The organism is Salipiger thiooxidans, from assembly GCF_900102075.1.
In the GTDB taxonomy this organism is placed as follows: Bacteria; Pseudomonadota; Alphaproteobacteria; order Rhodobacterales; family Rhodobacteraceae; genus Salipiger; species Salipiger thiooxidans.
On sequence record NZ_FNAV01000008.1, the window covers coordinates 239,857 to 256,385 of the forward strand.

The 16,529-nt window shown below is 70.4% G+C and carries 19 protein-coding genes; 14 read left to right on the top strand and 5 right to left on the bottom strand.

Annotation, left to right across the window (positions count from 1 at the left end; genetic code table 11):
* Position 1 precedes the first annotated feature (1 nt).
* The 14 genes from BLQ77_RS14005 (at position 2) to BLQ77_RS14065 (ending at position 12,666) form a co-directional block, all read left to right on the top strand.
* On the top strand, positions 2-1,183 hold the full coding sequence (locus BLQ77_RS14005; RefSeq protein ID WP_165617104.1) for an NAD(P)/FAD-dependent oxidoreductase: 1,182 nt from the start codon (positions 2-4) through the stop codon (positions 1,181-1,183).
* Positions 1,180-1,437: a 2Fe-2S iron-sulfur cluster-binding protein gene (locus tag BLQ77_RS14010; RefSeq protein WP_089960194.1), complete on the top strand. Its 258-nt coding sequence runs from the start codon at positions 1,180-1,182 to the stop codon at positions 1,435-1,437. The genes BLQ77_RS14005 and BLQ77_RS14010 overlap by 4 nt, the downstream gene beginning before the upstream one ends.
* Positions 1,434-2,858 carry a (2Fe-2S)-binding protein gene (locus BLQ77_RS14015; protein WP_165617105.1) on the top strand — a complete coding sequence of 475 codons (1,425 nt, stop codon included), beginning with the start codon at positions 1,434-1,436 and terminating at the stop codon, positions 2,856-2,858. Before BLQ77_RS14010 ends, BLQ77_RS14015 begins: the two co-directional genes overlap by 4 nt.
* The gene (locus tag BLQ77_RS14020; protein ID WP_089960199.1) at positions 2,855-3,358 is read left to right on the top strand and encodes a PPC domain-containing DNA-binding protein; all 504 of its coding nucleotides are present in this window, start codon (positions 2,855-2,857) and stop codon (positions 3,356-3,358) included. The genes BLQ77_RS14015 and BLQ77_RS14020 overlap by 4 nt, the downstream gene beginning before the upstream one ends.
* A gap of 37 nt (positions 3,359-3,395) precedes the next feature.
* Positions 3,396-3,968 carry an ECF transporter S component gene (locus BLQ77_RS14025; protein WP_089960201.1) on the top strand — a complete coding sequence of 191 codons (573 nt, stop codon included), beginning with the start codon at positions 3,396-3,398 and terminating at the stop codon, positions 3,966-3,968.
* Between the two features lie 3 nt (positions 3,969-3,971).
* Positions 3,972-4,445: an energy-coupling factor transporter transmembrane component T family protein gene (locus BLQ77_RS14030; RefSeq protein WP_089960203.1), complete on the top strand. Its 474-nt coding sequence runs from the start codon at positions 3,972-3,974 to the stop codon at positions 4,443-4,445.
* Between the two features lie 59 nt (positions 4,446-4,504).
* On the top strand, positions 4,505-4,762 hold the full coding sequence (locus tag BLQ77_RS28765; protein ID WP_165617106.1) for an energy-coupling factor transporter transmembrane component T family protein: 258 nt from the start codon (positions 4,505-4,507) through the stop codon (positions 4,760-4,762).
* Positions 4,753-5,601 (top strand): energy-coupling factor ABC transporter ATP-binding protein, encoded by an 849-nt coding sequence (locus BLQ77_RS14035; RefSeq protein WP_165617107.1) that lies wholly within the window; start codon positions 4,753-4,755, stop codon positions 5,599-5,601. Before BLQ77_RS28765 ends, BLQ77_RS14035 begins: the two co-directional genes overlap by 10 nt.
* On the top strand, positions 5,598-6,416 hold the full coding sequence (locus BLQ77_RS14040) for an energy-coupling factor ABC transporter ATP-binding protein (protein WP_089960208.1): 819 nt from the start codon (positions 5,598-5,600) through the stop codon (positions 6,414-6,416). Before BLQ77_RS14035 ends, BLQ77_RS14040 begins: the two co-directional genes overlap by 4 nt.
* Complete coding sequence (locus tag BLQ77_RS14045; protein WP_089960213.1) at positions 6,417-7,379, top strand: nucleoside hydrolase; 963 nt, start codon at positions 6,417-6,419, stop codon at positions 7,377-7,379.
* A 13-nt stretch (positions 7,380-7,392) separates the two neighbouring features.
* Positions 7,393-8,532, top strand: coding sequence for a pyridoxal phosphate-dependent aminotransferase (locus tag BLQ77_RS14050; RefSeq protein WP_089960216.1), 1,140 nt, complete (start codon positions 7,393-7,395; stop codon positions 8,530-8,532).
* A gap of 23 nt (positions 8,533-8,555) precedes the next feature.
* A complete protein-coding gene (locus BLQ77_RS14055; protein ID WP_008887699.1) occupies positions 8,556-9,434 on the top strand; it encodes an alpha/beta fold hydrolase in 879 nt (292 codons plus the stop codon).
* Positions 9,431-10,663 carry a Zn-dependent hydrolase gene (locus tag BLQ77_RS14060; RefSeq protein ID WP_089960218.1) on the top strand — a complete coding sequence of 411 codons (1,233 nt, stop codon included), beginning with the start codon at positions 9,431-9,433 and terminating at the stop codon, positions 10,661-10,663. Before BLQ77_RS14055 ends, BLQ77_RS14060 begins: the two co-directional genes overlap by 4 nt.
* Before the next feature lie 419 nt (positions 10,664-11,082).
* Positions 11,083-12,666 carry an ABC-F family ATP-binding cassette domain-containing protein gene (locus BLQ77_RS14065; RefSeq protein WP_089960220.1) on the top strand — a complete coding sequence of 528 codons (1,584 nt, stop codon included), beginning with the start codon at positions 11,083-11,085 and terminating at the stop codon, positions 12,664-12,666.
* A 184-nt stretch (positions 12,667-12,850) separates the two neighbouring features.
* Here BLQ77_RS14065 and BLQ77_RS14070 read toward each other — a convergent pair whose 3' ends face one another.
* The 5 genes from BLQ77_RS14070 to BLQ77_RS14090 are packed head-to-tail and all read right to left on the bottom strand — an operon-like array spanning position 12,851 to position 16,508.
* Positions 12,851-13,321, bottom strand: coding sequence for a MaoC family dehydratase (locus BLQ77_RS14070; protein ID WP_089960223.1), 471 nt, complete (start codon positions 13,319-13,321; stop codon positions 12,851-12,853).
* Positions 13,318-13,761, bottom strand: a complete 444-nt coding sequence (locus BLQ77_RS14075; RefSeq protein WP_089960225.1) for a hypothetical protein — start codon at positions 13,759-13,761, stop codon at positions 13,318-13,320. Before BLQ77_RS14075 ends, BLQ77_RS14070 begins: the two co-directional genes overlap by 4 nt.
* A 1-nt stretch (position 13,762) precedes the next feature.
* Positions 13,763-14,974: a CaiB/BaiF CoA transferase family protein gene (locus tag BLQ77_RS14080; protein WP_165617108.1), complete on the bottom strand. Its 1,212-nt coding sequence runs from the start codon at positions 14,972-14,974 to the stop codon at positions 13,763-13,765.
* A gap of 55 nt (positions 14,975-15,029) precedes the next feature.
* Positions 15,030-16,064 carry a TRAP transporter substrate-binding protein gene (locus tag BLQ77_RS14085; protein WP_089960231.1) on the bottom strand — a complete coding sequence of 345 codons (1,035 nt, stop codon included), beginning with the start codon at positions 16,062-16,064 and terminating at the stop codon, positions 15,030-15,032.
* 48 nt (positions 16,065-16,112) lie between these two features.
* Positions 16,113-16,508: a cupin domain-containing protein gene (locus tag BLQ77_RS14090; RefSeq protein ID WP_089960235.1), complete on the bottom strand. Its 396-nt coding sequence runs from the start codon at positions 16,506-16,508 to the stop codon at positions 16,113-16,115.
* Positions 16,509-16,529: the final 21 nt, after the last annotated feature.

A 16,529-nucleotide genomic window follows, 5' to 3' on the forward strand; every position in this document is an offset into this window, starting at 1 on the left:
TGTGACCACGCTGCCGCAGAGCGCAGAGGTCATCGTGGTGGGCGGCGGAATCGTCGGCCTCTCGGTGGCGCTTGCGCTGGCAGAGGCGGGGGCGAAGCCGCTGCTGCTCGAGGCGAAGAGCTTCGGCGGCGCGGTCACCGGCGGCAGCCTCGCCGCCATCGGCACGCACATGCACGGGCTCGCGGAATATGGCGTGATGGCCCACGCCTGCGATCTCTGGCGCGCCTTCGCGGAGCGCACCGGCAACCCGTTCGAGCACACTGCGCAGGGGCAGGTGGGCTTCATCCTCGACGCCGAAGGCATGGAGAGCGGCGAGGGCTGGGTGGCCGAGGAACGCGCGCTCGGCGCGCCCTGCCGGATGCTGACCCCCGCCGGGCTTGCCGAGGTCGAGCCCCGGCTCACCGGTCCCGTGCTGGGCGCGACCTTCGCGCCCGACACCGCGACGGTGAACCCCTTCCTCGCTGCCCGCACCGTTCTGGCCGAGGCCCGCGCCGCCGGTGCCGTGGCGCTGGACCATGCCCCCGTCGCCGGGCTGCTGGTCGAGGCCGGGCGCATCGCCGGGGTGTGCATGGCGGACGGCGCCGAGATCCGCGCGGGGCAAGTGGTGCTGGCCTCGGGGCCGTGGTCGCAGGAGATCAGTGTGAGCGCGGGCGTTTGCCTGCCGCTGGTGCCGCGTCAGGCGCAATGCCTCGCCGCGCTGCGCCAGCCCCCGGGCACCATCCGCCGCATCGTCAGCGCCGTGGAAAGCCGCGGCGGGGTGGCGAGCGGCTACACGCAGATCCAGCAGGCGGGGTCGGGGCAGATCCTCTTCAACACCGTCGTCGATTTCATCGAGACCCCGCCCGAGGCCAAGGACACGGTCCGCGAGGTGCCGAGCGGTTTCGTTCTCACCTCGATCGACACACTCGCCACGCTGTTCCCGTCGCTCGCCGAGATCCCGCTGCTGCGCTCGTGGGTGCGGTTCGAGGCGGTCTCGCCCGACGCCCGCTTCCTTGCCGGTGCGGTGGGCCCCGAGGGGCTCTGGGTCTGCGCCGGCGACAACGGCTCGGGCTATTGCCGGTCGCTGATGCTGGGCCGGTTCCTCGCAGGCGAGATCATCGGCGCCGCGCTGCTGCCCGGTGCGTTGCAGGCCGACGCCCGCGCGCTCTATGCGCCGCAGCGCTTCACGCAGGTGGCCGCATGAGCGAAGTCGAGATCCTGCTCGACGGCGCACCCGTCACCTGCGCCGAGGGGCTGCCCCTGACCGAGGTGCTGATGGCCCGCGCGCCGTTCTGGCGGCAGAGCCCCAGGCAGGGCGCCCCGAGGGGCATGTTCTGCGGCATGGGGCTCTGTTTCGAATGTGTGGTCGTGGTCGATGGCGCATGGTCCCGCGCCTGCCTCGAGCGCACCCGTGCGGGCATGTCTGTCCGCACGGACCAACCGGAGGACCGGCCATGAGCGCCGCGCACCTCTCCTGCGACGTGGCGGTGGTGGGCGCGGGCCCCGCCGGGCTTGCCGCCGCGCGCGCCGCGGCCGAAGCCGGGGCGCGGGTGGTCTGCCTCGACGCCTTCGCGACGCCCGGCGGGCAATACGCGATGCAGCCGACGCAGGCGGAGAGCCCCTTTGCGGCGACCGCTCCGGTGGCGCTGGGGCGCGCGGCGGCGCGGGCCGCGGGAGAGGCGGGCGCGCAGATCCTCTGCGGCGCAGAGGTGTTCTGGGGCGCCTGCGTTCCGGGGGGCTTTTGCCTGTCGGTGAATCACGCGGGCCGGGCGCTCGCCGTCGAAGCCAAGGCGCTGGTGGTGGCCGCAGGCGCCATGGAACGTCCGCTGCCCTTCCCGGGCTGGACGCTGCCCGGCGTCATCGGCGCGGGCGCGGCGCAGCGGCTCCTGAAGACCGGCACCGGTGCGCTGCCGCTTCCGGGCAAGACCGTGCTGGCGGGGAGCGGGCCGTTCCTGCTGGCCGTGGCGCAGAGCTTTGCCAAGGCGGGGCAGCGGCTTGATCATTTCGTCGAGATGCAGCGCCCGTTGCCTGCAGATGTCGCCAAGGTCTTCGCCCGACACCCGGGCAAGCTGGCCGAGGCGGCGCGGCTGGGCCTCGATCTGCGCCGCAGCGGGGCGGCGCGGCACGTGGGCCACATGGTCACGCGCGCGCTGGGGACCGACCGGCTCGAGGCGGTGGAGATCGCGCCGCTGTCTGCCTCGGGCCAACCCGTCATGGGCCGCGCGCGGGAGATCGACGGCGTGGGCACGCTCGCCATCGGCTACGGCTTCCAGCCGGTCATCGACCTTACCACCGCGCTTGACGCCGCGCATGACTTCCACGCGGCGCTCGGCGGCTGGCACTGCCGCGCCGATGCGGATGGCCGGACCACGGTGGCGGGCCTCTGGGCCGCGGGCGAGACGCTGGGCATCGGCGGCGCCGTCCCGGCGCAGCTCTCGGGGCGGATCGCGGGGGCCGGTGCCGCCCGGACGCTCGGTTTTTCCGCTCCGGACGTCACCGGCGCCACGCAGGCGCTCGGCAACGCCCGCGCCTTTGCTTCAGCTCTCGCGCAGCTCTACCCGCCGCCGCAGGGCCTGCCCGTCGCCCTGCCGGAGGACGAGCTTATCTGCCGCTGCGAGGACGTCACTGCCGGAGACATCGCGACCGCCATCGCCGAGGGCGCGCACGAGAGCTTTGCCGTGAAGACCTGGACCCGCGCCGGCATGGGCCCCTGCCAGGGCCGGATCTGTGGCGCGGGCATCGCCGCCGCGCTTGCGCAGGCGGGCGTGCCGGCGGACAAGGCATCCTACAACCGCGCCCACCTGCCGCTGCGCCCGGTGCCGCTGCCGCTCGTGCGTGCCGCCATGCAGGCCCAGACCGAGATGGAGACCCGCCCATGAATTCTACCGTCGACACCCCGCTCTACAGCACCGGCCGTCACGTCGCCCTGCGCCTGAAACCGGGCGAGGAGGTGCTGGGCACGCTGCAGCAATTCGTCGTCGACCACGGCATCGCGGCCTGCGCCATCGTCTCGTCGGTGGGCTCGCTCACCCACGCGGCGATCCGCTACGCCAACCAGAACGACACCACCCGGCTCGAGGGCCATTTCGAGATCTGCTCGCTGATCGGCACGCTGGAATGCGCCGCCCCGGGCGAGGCGCTGAACGGGGCCGAGGCCTCGGCCTCCGGGGGCGCGCATGTGCACCTGTCGATCTCGGACGGCGCGGGGCGGATGATCGGCGGCCACATGATGCGCGGCTGCCGGGTCTACACCACGCTCGAGATCGTGCTGCTGGTGCTCGACGGGCTGAGCTTCACGCGCGAGCCCTGCGACGCCTCGGGCTATGCCGAGCTCGTCATCCGCAACGCAGCGGAAGACACCGGAAAATCAAACGGATAAGACCAAAAGCAACCGAAATAACAGGGACTAAGGACAGATGAAACTCGATACCAAGTCGCTCGTTCTGATGGCCGTGGCCATCGTCATCAACGTGGTGGTCGGCCAGATCGCCGTGTGGATCAAGCTGCCGCTCTACGTCGACGCGGTGGGCACCATACTGGTGGGCATCCTCGCGGGTCCCTTCGCGGGCGCGCTGACCGGCGTGCTCACCAACCTGATCTGGGGCCTGATCTCGGACCCGGTGGCCGCGGCCTTCTTCCCGGTGTCGCTGGTGATCGGCGCGCTGGCGGGGATCCTCGCACGCATGGGCTGGTTCAAGTCCGTCGGCATGACCATTGCCGCCAGCGCCGTGATCGGCGTGATCTCGACCATCGTGGCAGTGCCGATCATCGTTTACATGTTCGGCGGCGTGACCGGCGCGGGCACCGACTTTGCCACCGCCTACCTGCTCGCCGTGGGACAGGAGCTGGTGCAGTCGGTCGCCATCGCGAACCTCGTGCAGAACCTCGCGGACAAGATCCTCACCTGTCTGATCGCATGGCTGATCGTGAAGCGGCTGCCGATGCGCTTCACCTCGGGCTTTGCCTTCTACGGCTACTCCAAGGCCTGAACCATGGCCGTCGCGCGACCCAACGGGACGGACCACGCCCTGCTCTACGTCCCGGGCCGGAGCTTTCTGCACCGGCTCAACCCCCTGACCAAGCTCACGCTCGTGCTGTGGTGCGCGGTGGCGGCCTTTGCGCTGCCGCCACAGGGCACGATCCCGCTGGCGCTGCTGGCCATCGCGGTCGGCATCTTCGCAGGGGCGGGCAAGGTCTTTGCGCGACGGCTGATCTTCACGCTGACGCCGCTGTCACTGGCGCTCTTCGTGGTCCACGGGATGCTCGTGGACCACGAAGGCGCGCGCGCGGCGTTCCTCGGGCTCGACCTAAGCCACGACGGGCTCGCCTACATGGTACGCATCCTCGGGCGGATCGCGGCGCTGCTCTCGGGCTCGCTGCTGTTCGTCTGCACGACCCATCCGGCGCGCCTGCTCAAGGCGCTGGATTCCCACAACTTCCCGCCCGGCATGGCCTATGTCATTTAAGCCCGCTGCTGCTGCTCGAGCCCTTCACCCAGCGCGCGCGGGCGATCCGCGAGGCGCAGATGGCGCGCGGGCTCGACCTTCAGGGCAGCTTCCTGACGCGCGCCAGGGCCTTTCCCGCGCTCCTCATGCCGCTGGTGACGCTGGCGCTCGCGGACATCGACCACCGGGCGCAGGTGCTGGACGGGCGCGGCTTCCGCGCCATGCCGCACCGCACCGTGCTGGATGCCCCCGCGGACAGCGGCGCGCAACGGGCGGCGCGCTGGATCATCCTTCTTTCCATCCCCGTGCTCATCGCCGGAGGCATCCTGTGGCACTGATCGACGTCGACCACCTGAGTTTCGCCTATGACGCCACACCGGTGCTGCAGGACGTGTCCATGTCGGTGGAGGCGGGCGAGAAACTCGCGATCCTCGGCGGCAACGGCTCGGGCAAGAGCACCTTGGCACAGTGGATTGCGGGCTGGCTGCCGCGCGGCACCTTCGCGGCCTCCGAGGGCGGCGTGGCCGTCGAGGGCCGGCCGTGGGCCGAGCTTGACGCCGCCACCCGCGCGGGCACCGTACAGTTCGTCGGGCAGGTCCCGATGCAGCAGCTCTCGGGCTTTGCCTTCACGGTCCTTGACGAGATCGCCTTCGGCCCCGGCAACCTGCAGCTTCCCGAGCCCGAGATCCGCGCCCGGGTCGACGCGGCGGTCGGGATCTGCAACCTCGGCCACCTGCTCGAGCGTGATCCGTTCTCGCTGTCCGGCGGCGAGCAGCAACGGCTCTCGATCGCCGCGGCGCTGGCGATGCAGCCGCGCGCGCTGGTGCTGGACGAGCCCACCGGCAATTTCGACCCGGAATCCCGCGACGCGCTGCTCGCGCAGATGGAGAAGCTGCCCGCCGAGCTGGCGATCGTCTGGTGCGACGTGACGCTGGGCGCGGCCATGGCCGTGGCCTCGCGCTTCGTGCTGCTCGACGAGGGCCGGATCGCCTATGACGGCGATGCCTCCGGGCTTCTGGCGCATCCGCGCACCGCGCAGATCTTCGGCCTGCCCGCAGTGGCCGAGGCGGCGCTGCTGTGGCGTGCGGCAGGGGTCTGGCCCGAGGGCGTGCCGATCAGCGCCGACCCCGCCCGCGTCGCCGCCGTGCTGCGCCCGATGCTGGAGGTGGTGGCATGAGCCCGATCCTGACCCTCGACGGGGTGCGCTTCGGCTACGACCCGGACAAGCCCGTGCTGCGGGACATCTCGTTCTCGGTGAGCCCGGGCGAGGTCGTGGCCGTGGTGGGCCGCAACGGGGCGGGCAAGTCGACGCTGCTGCGACTGCTGAACGGGCTGCTGCGCCCCGATGCCGGCACGGTGGGCATCGCGGGCAGGGACGCGGGCAAGCTCAAGGTGAGCGAGATCGCCGCCCATATCGGCACGGTCTTCCAGGCCCCCGAACAGCAGATATTCAACGCCACGGTCAGGAACGAGATTGCCTTCGGGCCCGCGCAGCAGGGGCTCACGCCCGAGGAACAGGCGCTACGTCTTGACGAGGCGGTCGCGCGCACCGGGCTTGGCGAGGTGCTGGAAACCCATCCGCTCGACCTCGACGCCGCGATGCGGCGGTTCGTGGCGGTGGCCTCGGTGATCGCCTGCCGCCCCGATCTCATGCTCTTCGACGAGGCGCAGCGCGGGCTCGATGCGACGCGGCGGCTGCTGTTGGGCGGGATCATCGCCGAGGAAAAGGCGGCGGGCCGCGCCATCGTGCTGGTCTGCCACGACATGGAGTTCGTCGCGGCCCATGCGGACCGGGTTCTGGGGCTCGCCGAGGGGCGGCTGGCGGTGGATGCGACGGTGCAGGAGTTCTTCGCCGATGCCGCCGCCACGCGTGCCGTCTCGGTCGAGCAGCCGGGCATCGTGGAACTGGCGCAGGCGCTTGGCCAGCCGGTGGCGCTGAGCGCGCCCGAGCTGGTCGCGGCGCTGGAGCCAAGACTGAAAGGAGGGGCCTGAATGCGGCTCATCATCGACACCGACACGGCGGGCGACGACGCCTTCTCGATCCTGCTGGCGCTGAAGGCGCCGCATGTTACGCTTGAGGGCATCACCATCTGCAACGGCAACGTGCCCTTCGACCAGCAGGTCGAGAACGCGCTTTACACGCTCGAGGTGGCAGGCGCCGGGGGCACCGTGCCCGTGTGGAAGGGCTGCCCGCTGCCGATGCTGCGCAAGCCTGTCGATGCCACGGAATTCTTCGGCGCCGACGGCATGAGCGACGCGGGCTTCCCGCAGGCGCAGCAGCGCCCTGAGGACGGCCACGCGGTCGATTTCCTCATCGACACGATCATGTCGAACCCCGGCGAGATCGAGATCCTCGCGCAGGCGCCGCTGACCAACATCGCCACGGCCTACGTGAAAGAGCCGCGGATCGCGCAAAACCTCAAACATCTCTGGGTGATGGGCGGGCTCGACAATTCCATCGGCAACACCACGCCCGCTTCCGAGTTCAACTTCTACGTCGATCCCGAGGCCGCCAAGATCGTGGTCAACGCGGGCTTTCGGCTGACGCTCTCGACCTGGACGCTGACGATGAGCTCGGGCCTCCTGCCCGACGACAAGCTGCGGGTGATCGAGGCCATGGACACGCCGCTCTCTCGCTTCTTCATGACCATCAGCCAAGCGCCCTTCAAGCGCACCGAGATGCGCTACGGGCGGCCGCTCTCGACCCACCCGGACAGCCTGACCTGCGCCTGCGCCATCGACCACGCCATCATGCTGGAAACCGCAGATTGCCTTGTCGATGTCGAGACGCAGGGCGAGCTGACCCGGGCCTATTCCTCGATCTGCACGCCGCTGACCCCGGACGAGGCGGAAATCGACTTTCTCTGGCCTTCGGCCCCGGCGAACGCCCGGGTGATCCGCAAGGCCGACACCAACCGCTTTGCCGAGATGCTTATCGCGGCGCTGGCGGACTGACAGGACGACCGAGATGACCAAGGATTCAGGCGCCGAGATCCGGAACCGCTATTTCGACACGCTCTTTGCCGACGAAAAGCTGATCTGGATGGGGCAGAACACCAACCATATCCCCGCCCACCCGGCGGTGACGCAGGCGATGACCGCCTCGATCGCCAAGGGCGAGTACAACGCCTATGCTCCGCCGCTGGGCTTCGAGTCGCTGCGGGCGGCCATCGTCGAGGATCTCGGCGTGCCGGGCCGGGCGCTGGTGACCGAGGGCGGCGTCAACGCGCTTGCCACGCTGGTGCGCACCAAGGTCCGCGCGGGCGACACCTTCGTGACCTCGGATCCGACGTGGAAATGGCCGGGCCTCTTCGCGACGCAGCAGGGTGCCGAAGTCATCGAGCTGCCGATCTTCGGCCCCGGGACCGGCTACAAGCTGACGCCCGAGGTGCTGGCGGCGTCGGTCGACGACCGGTGCGCGCTGATCTACCTCGTGGATCCCAACAACCCGCTCGGCACCACCTACGATGCCGACGAGCTGGCGCAGTTCATCGAGATCGCCAAGTCGGTGGGCGCGCTGCTGGTGCATGACTGCACCTACCGCGACTTCGCCCCCGACCACGTGCCCGCCATGCGCATCGACCCGGTGAACGCGGTCTGCTCGGTGAGCTTCTCCAAGTGGCTGGGGCTCGCGGGGATGCGGGTCGGCGCGCTGGTGGGTGCGCCCGAGCTCATCGACGAATGTGCCGCCTACTCGAGCTCGATCCTCGGTGCGGGGGTCGTGGCGCAGCGGGGCGCCGAGGCGGGGCTGCGCGTGAAGCCCGAGTGGATGCAGACCGTGCGCGCCATCAACACCGCCAACCAGCAGATGATCCGCGAGGCGGTGGCGGCCACCGAGGGCCTCGAGCTGCTGGTCTGGCCGAGCTTCGCCAACTTCCTCTGCATCGGCACCGAAGCCGCGGGCGTCACGCCCGAGCAGCTGGTCGAGGCCTACCGGCAGGAGGGCGTGATGATCCGGCAGGGCAAGTACCACACCGCGCGGTTCGGCGGAGGCTTCATCAAGGTCTCGACCACCGTGCCCGAGGACTGGGCCCGCCGTTTCTGCACGCTGCTGCCCGCGATGATGACGAAGGCGCGCGGCCTCACCGACGTGCCCGCGCTGTTCTGAAGCTGTTCGAGAGGAAGACCCATATGCACATCACCACCAGGGACGGCGTGAAGCTCTATGTCGAGGAAGCCGGGCAGGGCACGCCCATCCTCTTCATCCACGAATTCGGCGGCAACTACGACGCGTGGGAGCCGCAGATGCGCCGCTTCTCCCGCCGCCATCGCTGCATCACCTACGCGGCGCGGGGTTACAAGCCTTCGGACATTCCCACCGATCTCGAGCAGTATTCCCAGCGCATCGCCGTCGAGGACGCGCTGGCGGTGCTCGACGCACTGGGGATCGAGAAGGCGCATATCGTGGGCCTCTCGATGGGCGGTTTCGCCACCGCGCATTTCGGCCTGATCGCCCCCGAGCGCGCCCTGTCGCTGACCATCGCGGGCGCGGGCTATGGCGCCGAGAAGCAGTACGAGGAGTATTTCCGCGGTGTCTCGCTCTCGGTTGCCGAGAATTTCGAGACCAGAGGCGCCAAGGAGTTTTCCAAGATCTACGGCCTCGGCGCCAGCCGGGTGCAGTTTCAGAACAAGGACCCGCGCGGCTGGGCCGAGTTCTCGGAGCGGCTGTCGAACCACGACGATCTCGGCGCGGCGCTGACCATGCGCGGCGTGCAGGCGCGGCGGCCGTCGCTCTACGATCTCGAGGCCGAATTCGCGCGGATGGAGGTGCCGACGCTGGTGATGACCGGCGACGAGGACGACCACTGCATCCAGACCTCGGTCTATCTCAAGAAGACCATCCCCGCCTGCGGGCTGGCGATCTTCCCCAAGACCGGCCACACGCTGAACCTTGAGGAGCCCGAGCTCTTCAACCAGCTGCTGGCCGAGTTCCTCGCACAGGTCGAGGCCGGGGCCTGGACGAAGCGCGACCCGCGCGCCGACCCCGGCCAGGTGATGCGCACCACATGAGCGTGGAGATCGACGGCGACCGGCTCTGGTCGCGGCTCATGGAGATGGCCCGGATCGGCGGCTTCGGGGAGGGCGGCGTCAACCGGCAGGCGCTCTCGGACGAGGAGCACGCGGCCTGGGCGCAGATGATCGCATGGGGCGCCGAGATCGGGCTGGAACCCTCGACCGACGCGGCCGCCAACCTGTTCCTGACGCTTCCCGGGCAGGACCGCAGCCTGCCGCCGCTGATGGCGGGCTCGCATCTCGACAGCCAGCCCACCGGCGGGCGCTTTGACGGCGTCTTCGGCGTGCTGGCCGCGCTCGAGGCGGTGACCGCGATGGTCCGCGCCGGGCACCGGCCCGCCCGCGACGTCATCGTGGTGGCTTGGATGAACGAGGAAGGCTCGCGCTTCGCGCCCGGCATGATGGGCTCCGAGGTCTTCGCGGGCGTGCGCGGCATCGGCGCAGTGCGCGCGGCGCAGGACGCGGACGGCATCCGCTGCGGCGACGAGATCGACCGCATCCACGCCGCCTTCCCCGCGGTGCCCGAGCGCCCGCCCTTCGTGCCGCTTGCCTATGTCGAGCCGCACATCGAGCAGGGCCCGGTGCTCGAAGCGGTGGGCGTGCCCATCGGCGTGGTCAGCGGCATCCAGGGCAAGATCACCACCGAGGTCACGCTGACCGGGCAGGCGGGCCATGCCGGCACCGAGCCGATGACGGCGCGGCGCGACGCGGTGATGGCCTTTGCGCGTGTCGCCTCGGCCCTGCAGGCAAGCGTCGGCCTCGCGGACCCGGATATCCGCTTCACCATCGGCCGGGTCGAGGTGACGCCCAACGCGCCCTCGGTGATCGCCAGCGAGGTCCGCTTCCGCACCGACCTGCGCCACCCGCTGAACGACGTGCTCGACGGGGCCTCGGAGGTGCTGCGCCAGATCGTCGAGCGCGAGGCGGCGCCCTGCGAGGGCCACGTGCGCGAGCTGGTGAACGCGCCCTCCAACCGCTTCGACCCGGTGCTTCAGGCGCGCATCGCCGAGGCCGCCGTGGCGGGCGGGCACGGCTATCGCCGCATGGCCTCGGCAGCGGGGCACGACGCCCGCCATGTCGCGCGGCTCTGCCCGTCTGCGATGATCTTCATTCCCTGCAAGGGCGGCATCAGCCACGACCCCTCGGAAAGCGCCACCCGCGAGCATGTCATCGCCGGCGCCGAGGTGCTGCTGGGCGTGCTGCTGGCGTCGGAAGGCGGGATGTGACGGTTTCCGGGGAGGCGTGAGCGGTTGGTCGGGTGTCCGGGTGTGGGTCTGGGGCCGTGCTTGCGGCGCGGAGGCTCCCGCCCAGGCTCGCGGGCTTTTTCTGACGGGCGCGGGCAAGGGCTGTCGCGGTGGCGGGGTGCCCCACGCTCTATTGCTCCGGCGACAGGGGCTGGGGCTGGGGCTGGGGCTGGGAACCCAAAGCCCGCTCCCTGCCACGGACCAGCGCCAAATTCCTCCGACCTGCCGCAGTTCACATCCGCCCCCGCGGCCTCAGCGCATTTCAGCGCAGCGCTGCCCGCACCCCTTGCGGGACAGCGGTCTCCTCCCTAGCTTTGACCCAGCACTGACAGGAGAGACGTTCGACATGGACCAGACCCTCGCCGCCTTCACTCAGACGGTTTCGCTGCGAGAGTTTTCCCATGCCTGCATCCATTTCCCTGTCCTCCCTGTCGTGGTCCCCGGCTGACGGCAGCCCCCTCCTTTCCGATCTCGACCTGACCTTCGGGCCCGAGCGCACCGGCCTCGTTGGTCGCAACGGCACCGGCAAAAGCACGCTGCTGCGCCTGATCGCGGGTGCGCTGCGCCCGACCTCCGGCCAGGTCCGGATCACCGGCTCCGTCGCGATGATGCGGCAGGAGGCGATGGTCCTCCCAGACGAAACCATCGCCGACCTCATGGGCGCGCGCCACGCGCTGGCGCTCCTCGACCGGGCCGAGCTTGGCCGCGCTTCCGCCGAGGAGCTGGCCCACGCCGACTGGACCCTGCCCACCCGGATCGAGGCCGCGCTGGCGCGCTGCGACCTGCCGGTGCCGCCGCAGACCCCGCTCGCGACGCTGTCGGGCGGGCAGCGCAGCCGGGCGGCGCTGGCGGCGCTGCTGCTCGACGGGCCTGACATCCTGCTGCTGGACGAGCCCACCAACAACCTCGACCGCGCCGGGCGCCGGGCGGTGATCGAGCTGCTGCGCGGCTGGACCGGCGGCGCGATCGTCGCGAGCCACGACCGCGAGCTGCTCGAGGAGATGGACGCGATCGTCGAGCTCACCACGCTCGGTGCGGCGCGCTATGGCGGCAATTACAGTGCCTTTCGCGCGCGCAAGGCGCTGGAGCTCGACGCCGCGGCGCATGATCTCGCCCATGCCGAGAAGGCCCGCAGCGAGGCCGCGCAGCGCGCCCGGCAGGCCGCCGAGCGCAAGGCCCGCAAGGACGGCGCCGGGCACCGGTCGCGGGCGAAGGGCGGCCAGCCCAAGATCCTGCTCGACGCCGCCAAGGCCCGGGCCGAGGCCTCGGGCGGGGCGGGCGTCAGGCTGCGCGAGACCCGGCGCGAGGCCGCCGAGGAGGCGCTGAGCCGCGCCCGCGACAAGGTCGAGCAGCTGACCCCGGTGCATATGGAGATCGCGCCGACGGGGCTGCCCGCGGGCCGTACCGTGGTGAGCCTGCAGCGGGTGAGCGGCGGCCACGATCCGGAGGCGCCGGTGATCCGGGACCTGAGCCTCACGCTCACCGGCCCGGAACGCGTGGTGATCGCGGGGCCCAACGGCAGCGGCAAGACCACGCTGCTGCGGCTGATCACCGGCGCGCTCAGGCCCGGAAGCGGAGAGGTTCAGGTCGCCGTGCCATGGGCCTTTCTCGACCAGTATGTCGGGCTGCTGGGCACGGAGGACACGCTGCTCGAGAGCTTCCGCAAGCTGAACCCCGATGCCACGCCGCAGCTGGCCCATGCCGCGCTGGCGCGCTTCGGCTTCCGCGCGGCGGATGCACTGCGCCGCGCCGGAGAGCTGAGCGGCGGCGAGCGCCTGCGCGCGGGGCTCGCCTGCGTGCTGGGCGGCACGCCTCCGCCGCAGCTGCTGATCCTCGACGAGCCGACCAACCACCTCGACCTCGACGGCATCGAGGCGCTGGAAGCGGCGCTGGCGGGCTACGACGGGGCGGTGCTCGTGGTCAGTCACGACCGGGCGTTCCTGTCGTCGCTCGGCCCGACGCGGATTGTGCGGCTGGCGGGGTGAGGACCTCAGGGTCGCGAGCCGGTCCGGTCGATTGACATCGCTTGGCGTCAGGCCCGAGGGCGACGGGCCCGCCCCAAATGATCGTGCCCACGGCCTGTGCCAGAGCGTCAGCCCCCGGCGCCTGCAACCGGCGTGGCAGGCCGGGGCTGCATCAGATCGTCGGGGCGCAACGCCTTTCGGCGCGTCAGGCGGGGCGGCCCTGCATCAGGCGCAGGGGTTCATAGACCATGACCGTCTCGCCGCGCTGGTTGCGCACGGTGTTACGGGTCTTCACGAGGCCGCGGTCGCCCTTGCTCTCCTGCCGGACCTCGAGCACCTCGATCTCGACCGTGATCGTGTCGCCCTCGACCACCGGGCCCTTGATGCTCATGGTGGTGCCGAGGAAGGCCAGCCCGGTCTCCTGCGCGGTGGCGTTGAGCGTGAGCCCCTCGGCCAGCGCGAAGACCAGCGCGCCGGGCGAGGGGTTGCCCTTGATGGCGGCCTCGGCGCGGCGGTACTCGGCGTTGGTGAAGAGCACCTCGATCATCCCGGCAAGATTGACGAAGGCCGAGATGTCCGACGCCGTCACGGTGCGGCCATAGGTCCGGTAGCGGTCGCCGACCGTGAGGTCCTGCCAGTAGAAGCCTCGTCCGAGAAGCACAGGTTCGTTGTTCATGCCGGGATCCCCGCTCTTTGAAGTATCAGTCGTGACCGCTTGAGGTGCGGCATGTCGATCATCGCGCCGTCGGGGGCGGCGACGCCCGCCGCCGGATCGGCCGGATCGGCCGCGACGGTGCGGCGTGCGGTGCTGACCTCCTCGTCGAAGGGCTGGAAGCCGCGGTTGCTCACCGGCATCTGCGCCGGATGGATCGCGAGCTTGCCGGTGAAGCCGTCGCGCACCGCCGCGCGGGACTCGGCCGCGAGCCCGTCGAGATCGCGGATCTCCCTGACCGCGTCAACCGGCTGCACCTCCGCCGCCACCGCGCCGAAGAGCGTGGGGTTGCGGGCCATGGTCTGCACCGGGAAGCGGACGTTGTCGGCCTCGGTCACGGTGCGGGTGATGGCGCGTCGGATGACCTCGCCCTCGCGGAACTCTTCGAGCCGGCATCCGGCCATGTCAGACGTCCTCCGTCTGCTGGCGCGTCCCGCGCCCGAGGACACCGCGGTCCTCGAGCTCGCGGATCGCGTCGGCGCCGTAGCCCAGCTCGGTCAGCAGCGCCGGGCCGTCCTCGCCCAGCTCGGGCGCGCGGCGGTCGGGCCCGGAGGGCGAGGTGCGGAAGCGCACCGGCTGCGGCACCGAGCGCACCCGGCTCTCGAGATCGTCGGTCGGCTCGAAGAAGCCCACCGCCTGCAGGTGCGGGTCGTTCAGCAGGTCGTCGAGCCCGCTGACCCGCGAATGCGGCACGTCGAGCCGCTCGAAGGTGGCGATCCAGTCCCCGGTCGAGCGCTTCGGCATCTCCTGCCCGAGCACCTCGTACATCTCGCCCACGTGGCGCGAGCGGTCGGTGGCGTCGCCGAACCACGGCTGCGCAACCACGTCGGCGCGACCGAGTTCCTCGAACGTCTTGCGCCAGTGGCGCTCGGTATAGGGCAGCACGGCGATCCAGCCGTCGCTGGTCGGGAAGGGCCGGCGGTGACGGTTCAGCAGCCGCTGGTAACCCGCGGGCGCCGCCTCGTCGAAGCTGGCGGCGGCCATGTGCTCGGTCATCACGAACGAGGTCATGACCTCGAACATCGGCACTTCGATCTCGCAGCCCGTGCCGGTCCGCTCGCGCCCGACGAGGGCGGCCGAGATGGCGTTGGCGGCGTAGAGCGCCGCGATCTTGTCGGCGATCACGCCGGGCACGTAGGACGGATCGTTGCCGGTGTAGGTCGGCAGCCTGGCGATGCCCGAGGCGGCCTGGATCACGTCGTCATAGGCGGGCCGCGCCGCATAGGGGCCATCGCTGCCGAAGCCGATGGCCGAGCAGTAAACCAGCTTGGGGTTGCGCGCCCGGAGCGCCGCGGGGCCGAAGCCCAGACGCTCGACCGCCTGAAGGCGCATGTTGTGCAGGAAGACATCGGCGCCGTCTACGAGCTTCAGCAGGATGGCGCGGCCTTCCTCGGTCTTCAGATCCAGCGCGATGCTCTTCTTGTTCCGGTTGTTGTTGGCGAACATCGAGCTTGCGCCCGCCTTCGAGCGCGGATCGACGTAGCGCGCCAGATCCCCGTTCGGTGCCTCGACCTTGACGACCTCTGCACCAAAATCGCCCAGCATCTGCCCGGCCATGGGCCCGAGCACGATCGTCGTCAGCTCGACGACCCGGACACCCTTCAAAAGATCAAGCACGCGCCTCTCCTTTCGTTGCGGGGCGGCCGGACAGGCGGCCGCCCCAGGTCTCGGTTCAGATGCCGCTCTCGCGGAGCGCCTGGACCTCGGCGCGGAAGTCGGAGAGGATCTCGCTCCCCTTCTTGCCGCGCTTGTCGAGGGCGGCGGCCCAGTCATCGGCGACGCTGGCGAAATCCGCGGTGAGCGTCGCGGTCTCTTCGTCATTCAGCGTGATGACGGTGGCGCCCTCCTCGGCCAGCTTGGCGGTCAGCTCGACCTCGGCCGCGTCGAAGGCCTTGCAGGCGCTCGCGGTCACTTCGTGGCCGATGCGGGTCATGGCTTCCTGGATGTCGGCGGGCAGGCTGTCCCACTTGCGCTGCGAGATCGCGTAGGTGATCCCCACCGAGCCGAAGTTGGCGTTGGCGGTCGCCGAGCCCACGATCTGGTCGAGCCCGTAGGAGAAGGTCGAGGTGAAGGGCAGCAGCGCGCCGTCCACGGTGCCCTTGGTCATCGCGTCGAAGATCTCGGGCGGGGTCATCCGCACCGGGGTCGCGCCCGCGGATTGCAGCGACAGCTCCATCGCGCCGGGATTCGAGCGCATTTTCATGCCCTTGAACCCCTCGAGCGAGGTCACGTCCGCGCGCTTCGAGAAGATCGCCTGATAGGGCGAGAGCGCCACGTTGTAGAGCACGCGCACGCCGTTGGGCTGGAACTCGAGCTGGTCGAGCTTGCCGCCCGGCTGGATCAACTTCTCGAAGGCCAGCGAGCCCTCGCAGGACGACGAGATCTCGCCGGGCAGCTCGACCACGCCGCCGAGCGGCATCTTCTCGGAGACGTAGGACGGCACGATGTAGCCGATGTCGGCGATGCCGGCCTGGGTGATCGACAGGATGTCCTTGGCCTTGGCGAGCTGTTGGGCCGGGTAATGCTCGATGGCGATGCGGTCGCCGAGCTCTTCCTTGAGGCGCGCGGTGAACACGTCGGTGGTGTTCCTGGTGATGATGTGATCGGCCGGCAGGCTGTCGGCGATCTTGATCGTCACTTCCTGAGCGGCGACGGGTGCCGCGGCGACTGCGGCGCAGACCGCCAGGATGCTGATGGTGGGTTTCATGGTCGTTCTCCTCCGATGGACCAAAGACTTGTCAGGGGGTGCGGGTGCTCAGCACTCGACGCGGGCGCCTTCGCCGTAGGGCGGGCCGTAGCAGATCAGGACGCGCACCGGCGTGTCGCCGATGGCGGTGAAGGTGTGGGGCATGTCGGCGGGGAAGAAGACGCTCTCCTCCGGCCCGATCTCCTGAGTGAGGCCGCCGACCTCGACCCGGGCGCGGCCCTCGAGCATCCAGCAGAACTGGTCGATGCCGGGGTGGAAGTGGGCGCTGGCGCCCTCGCCGGGCTCGATGCGGCCGATCAGCACTTCCATCTGGGTGGCGCCGGTCTCGGGCGACACCAGCCGGCGGTTCACCGTCCCGCTGTGGCCGCGCGGCTGGTAGGCTGCGGCCCTGGTCTCAGTCATGAAGTACATCTTGGGGTCGATGTCGGTCTTTGCGGTCGACATGGTGGCTCCTCCCTTGGACGA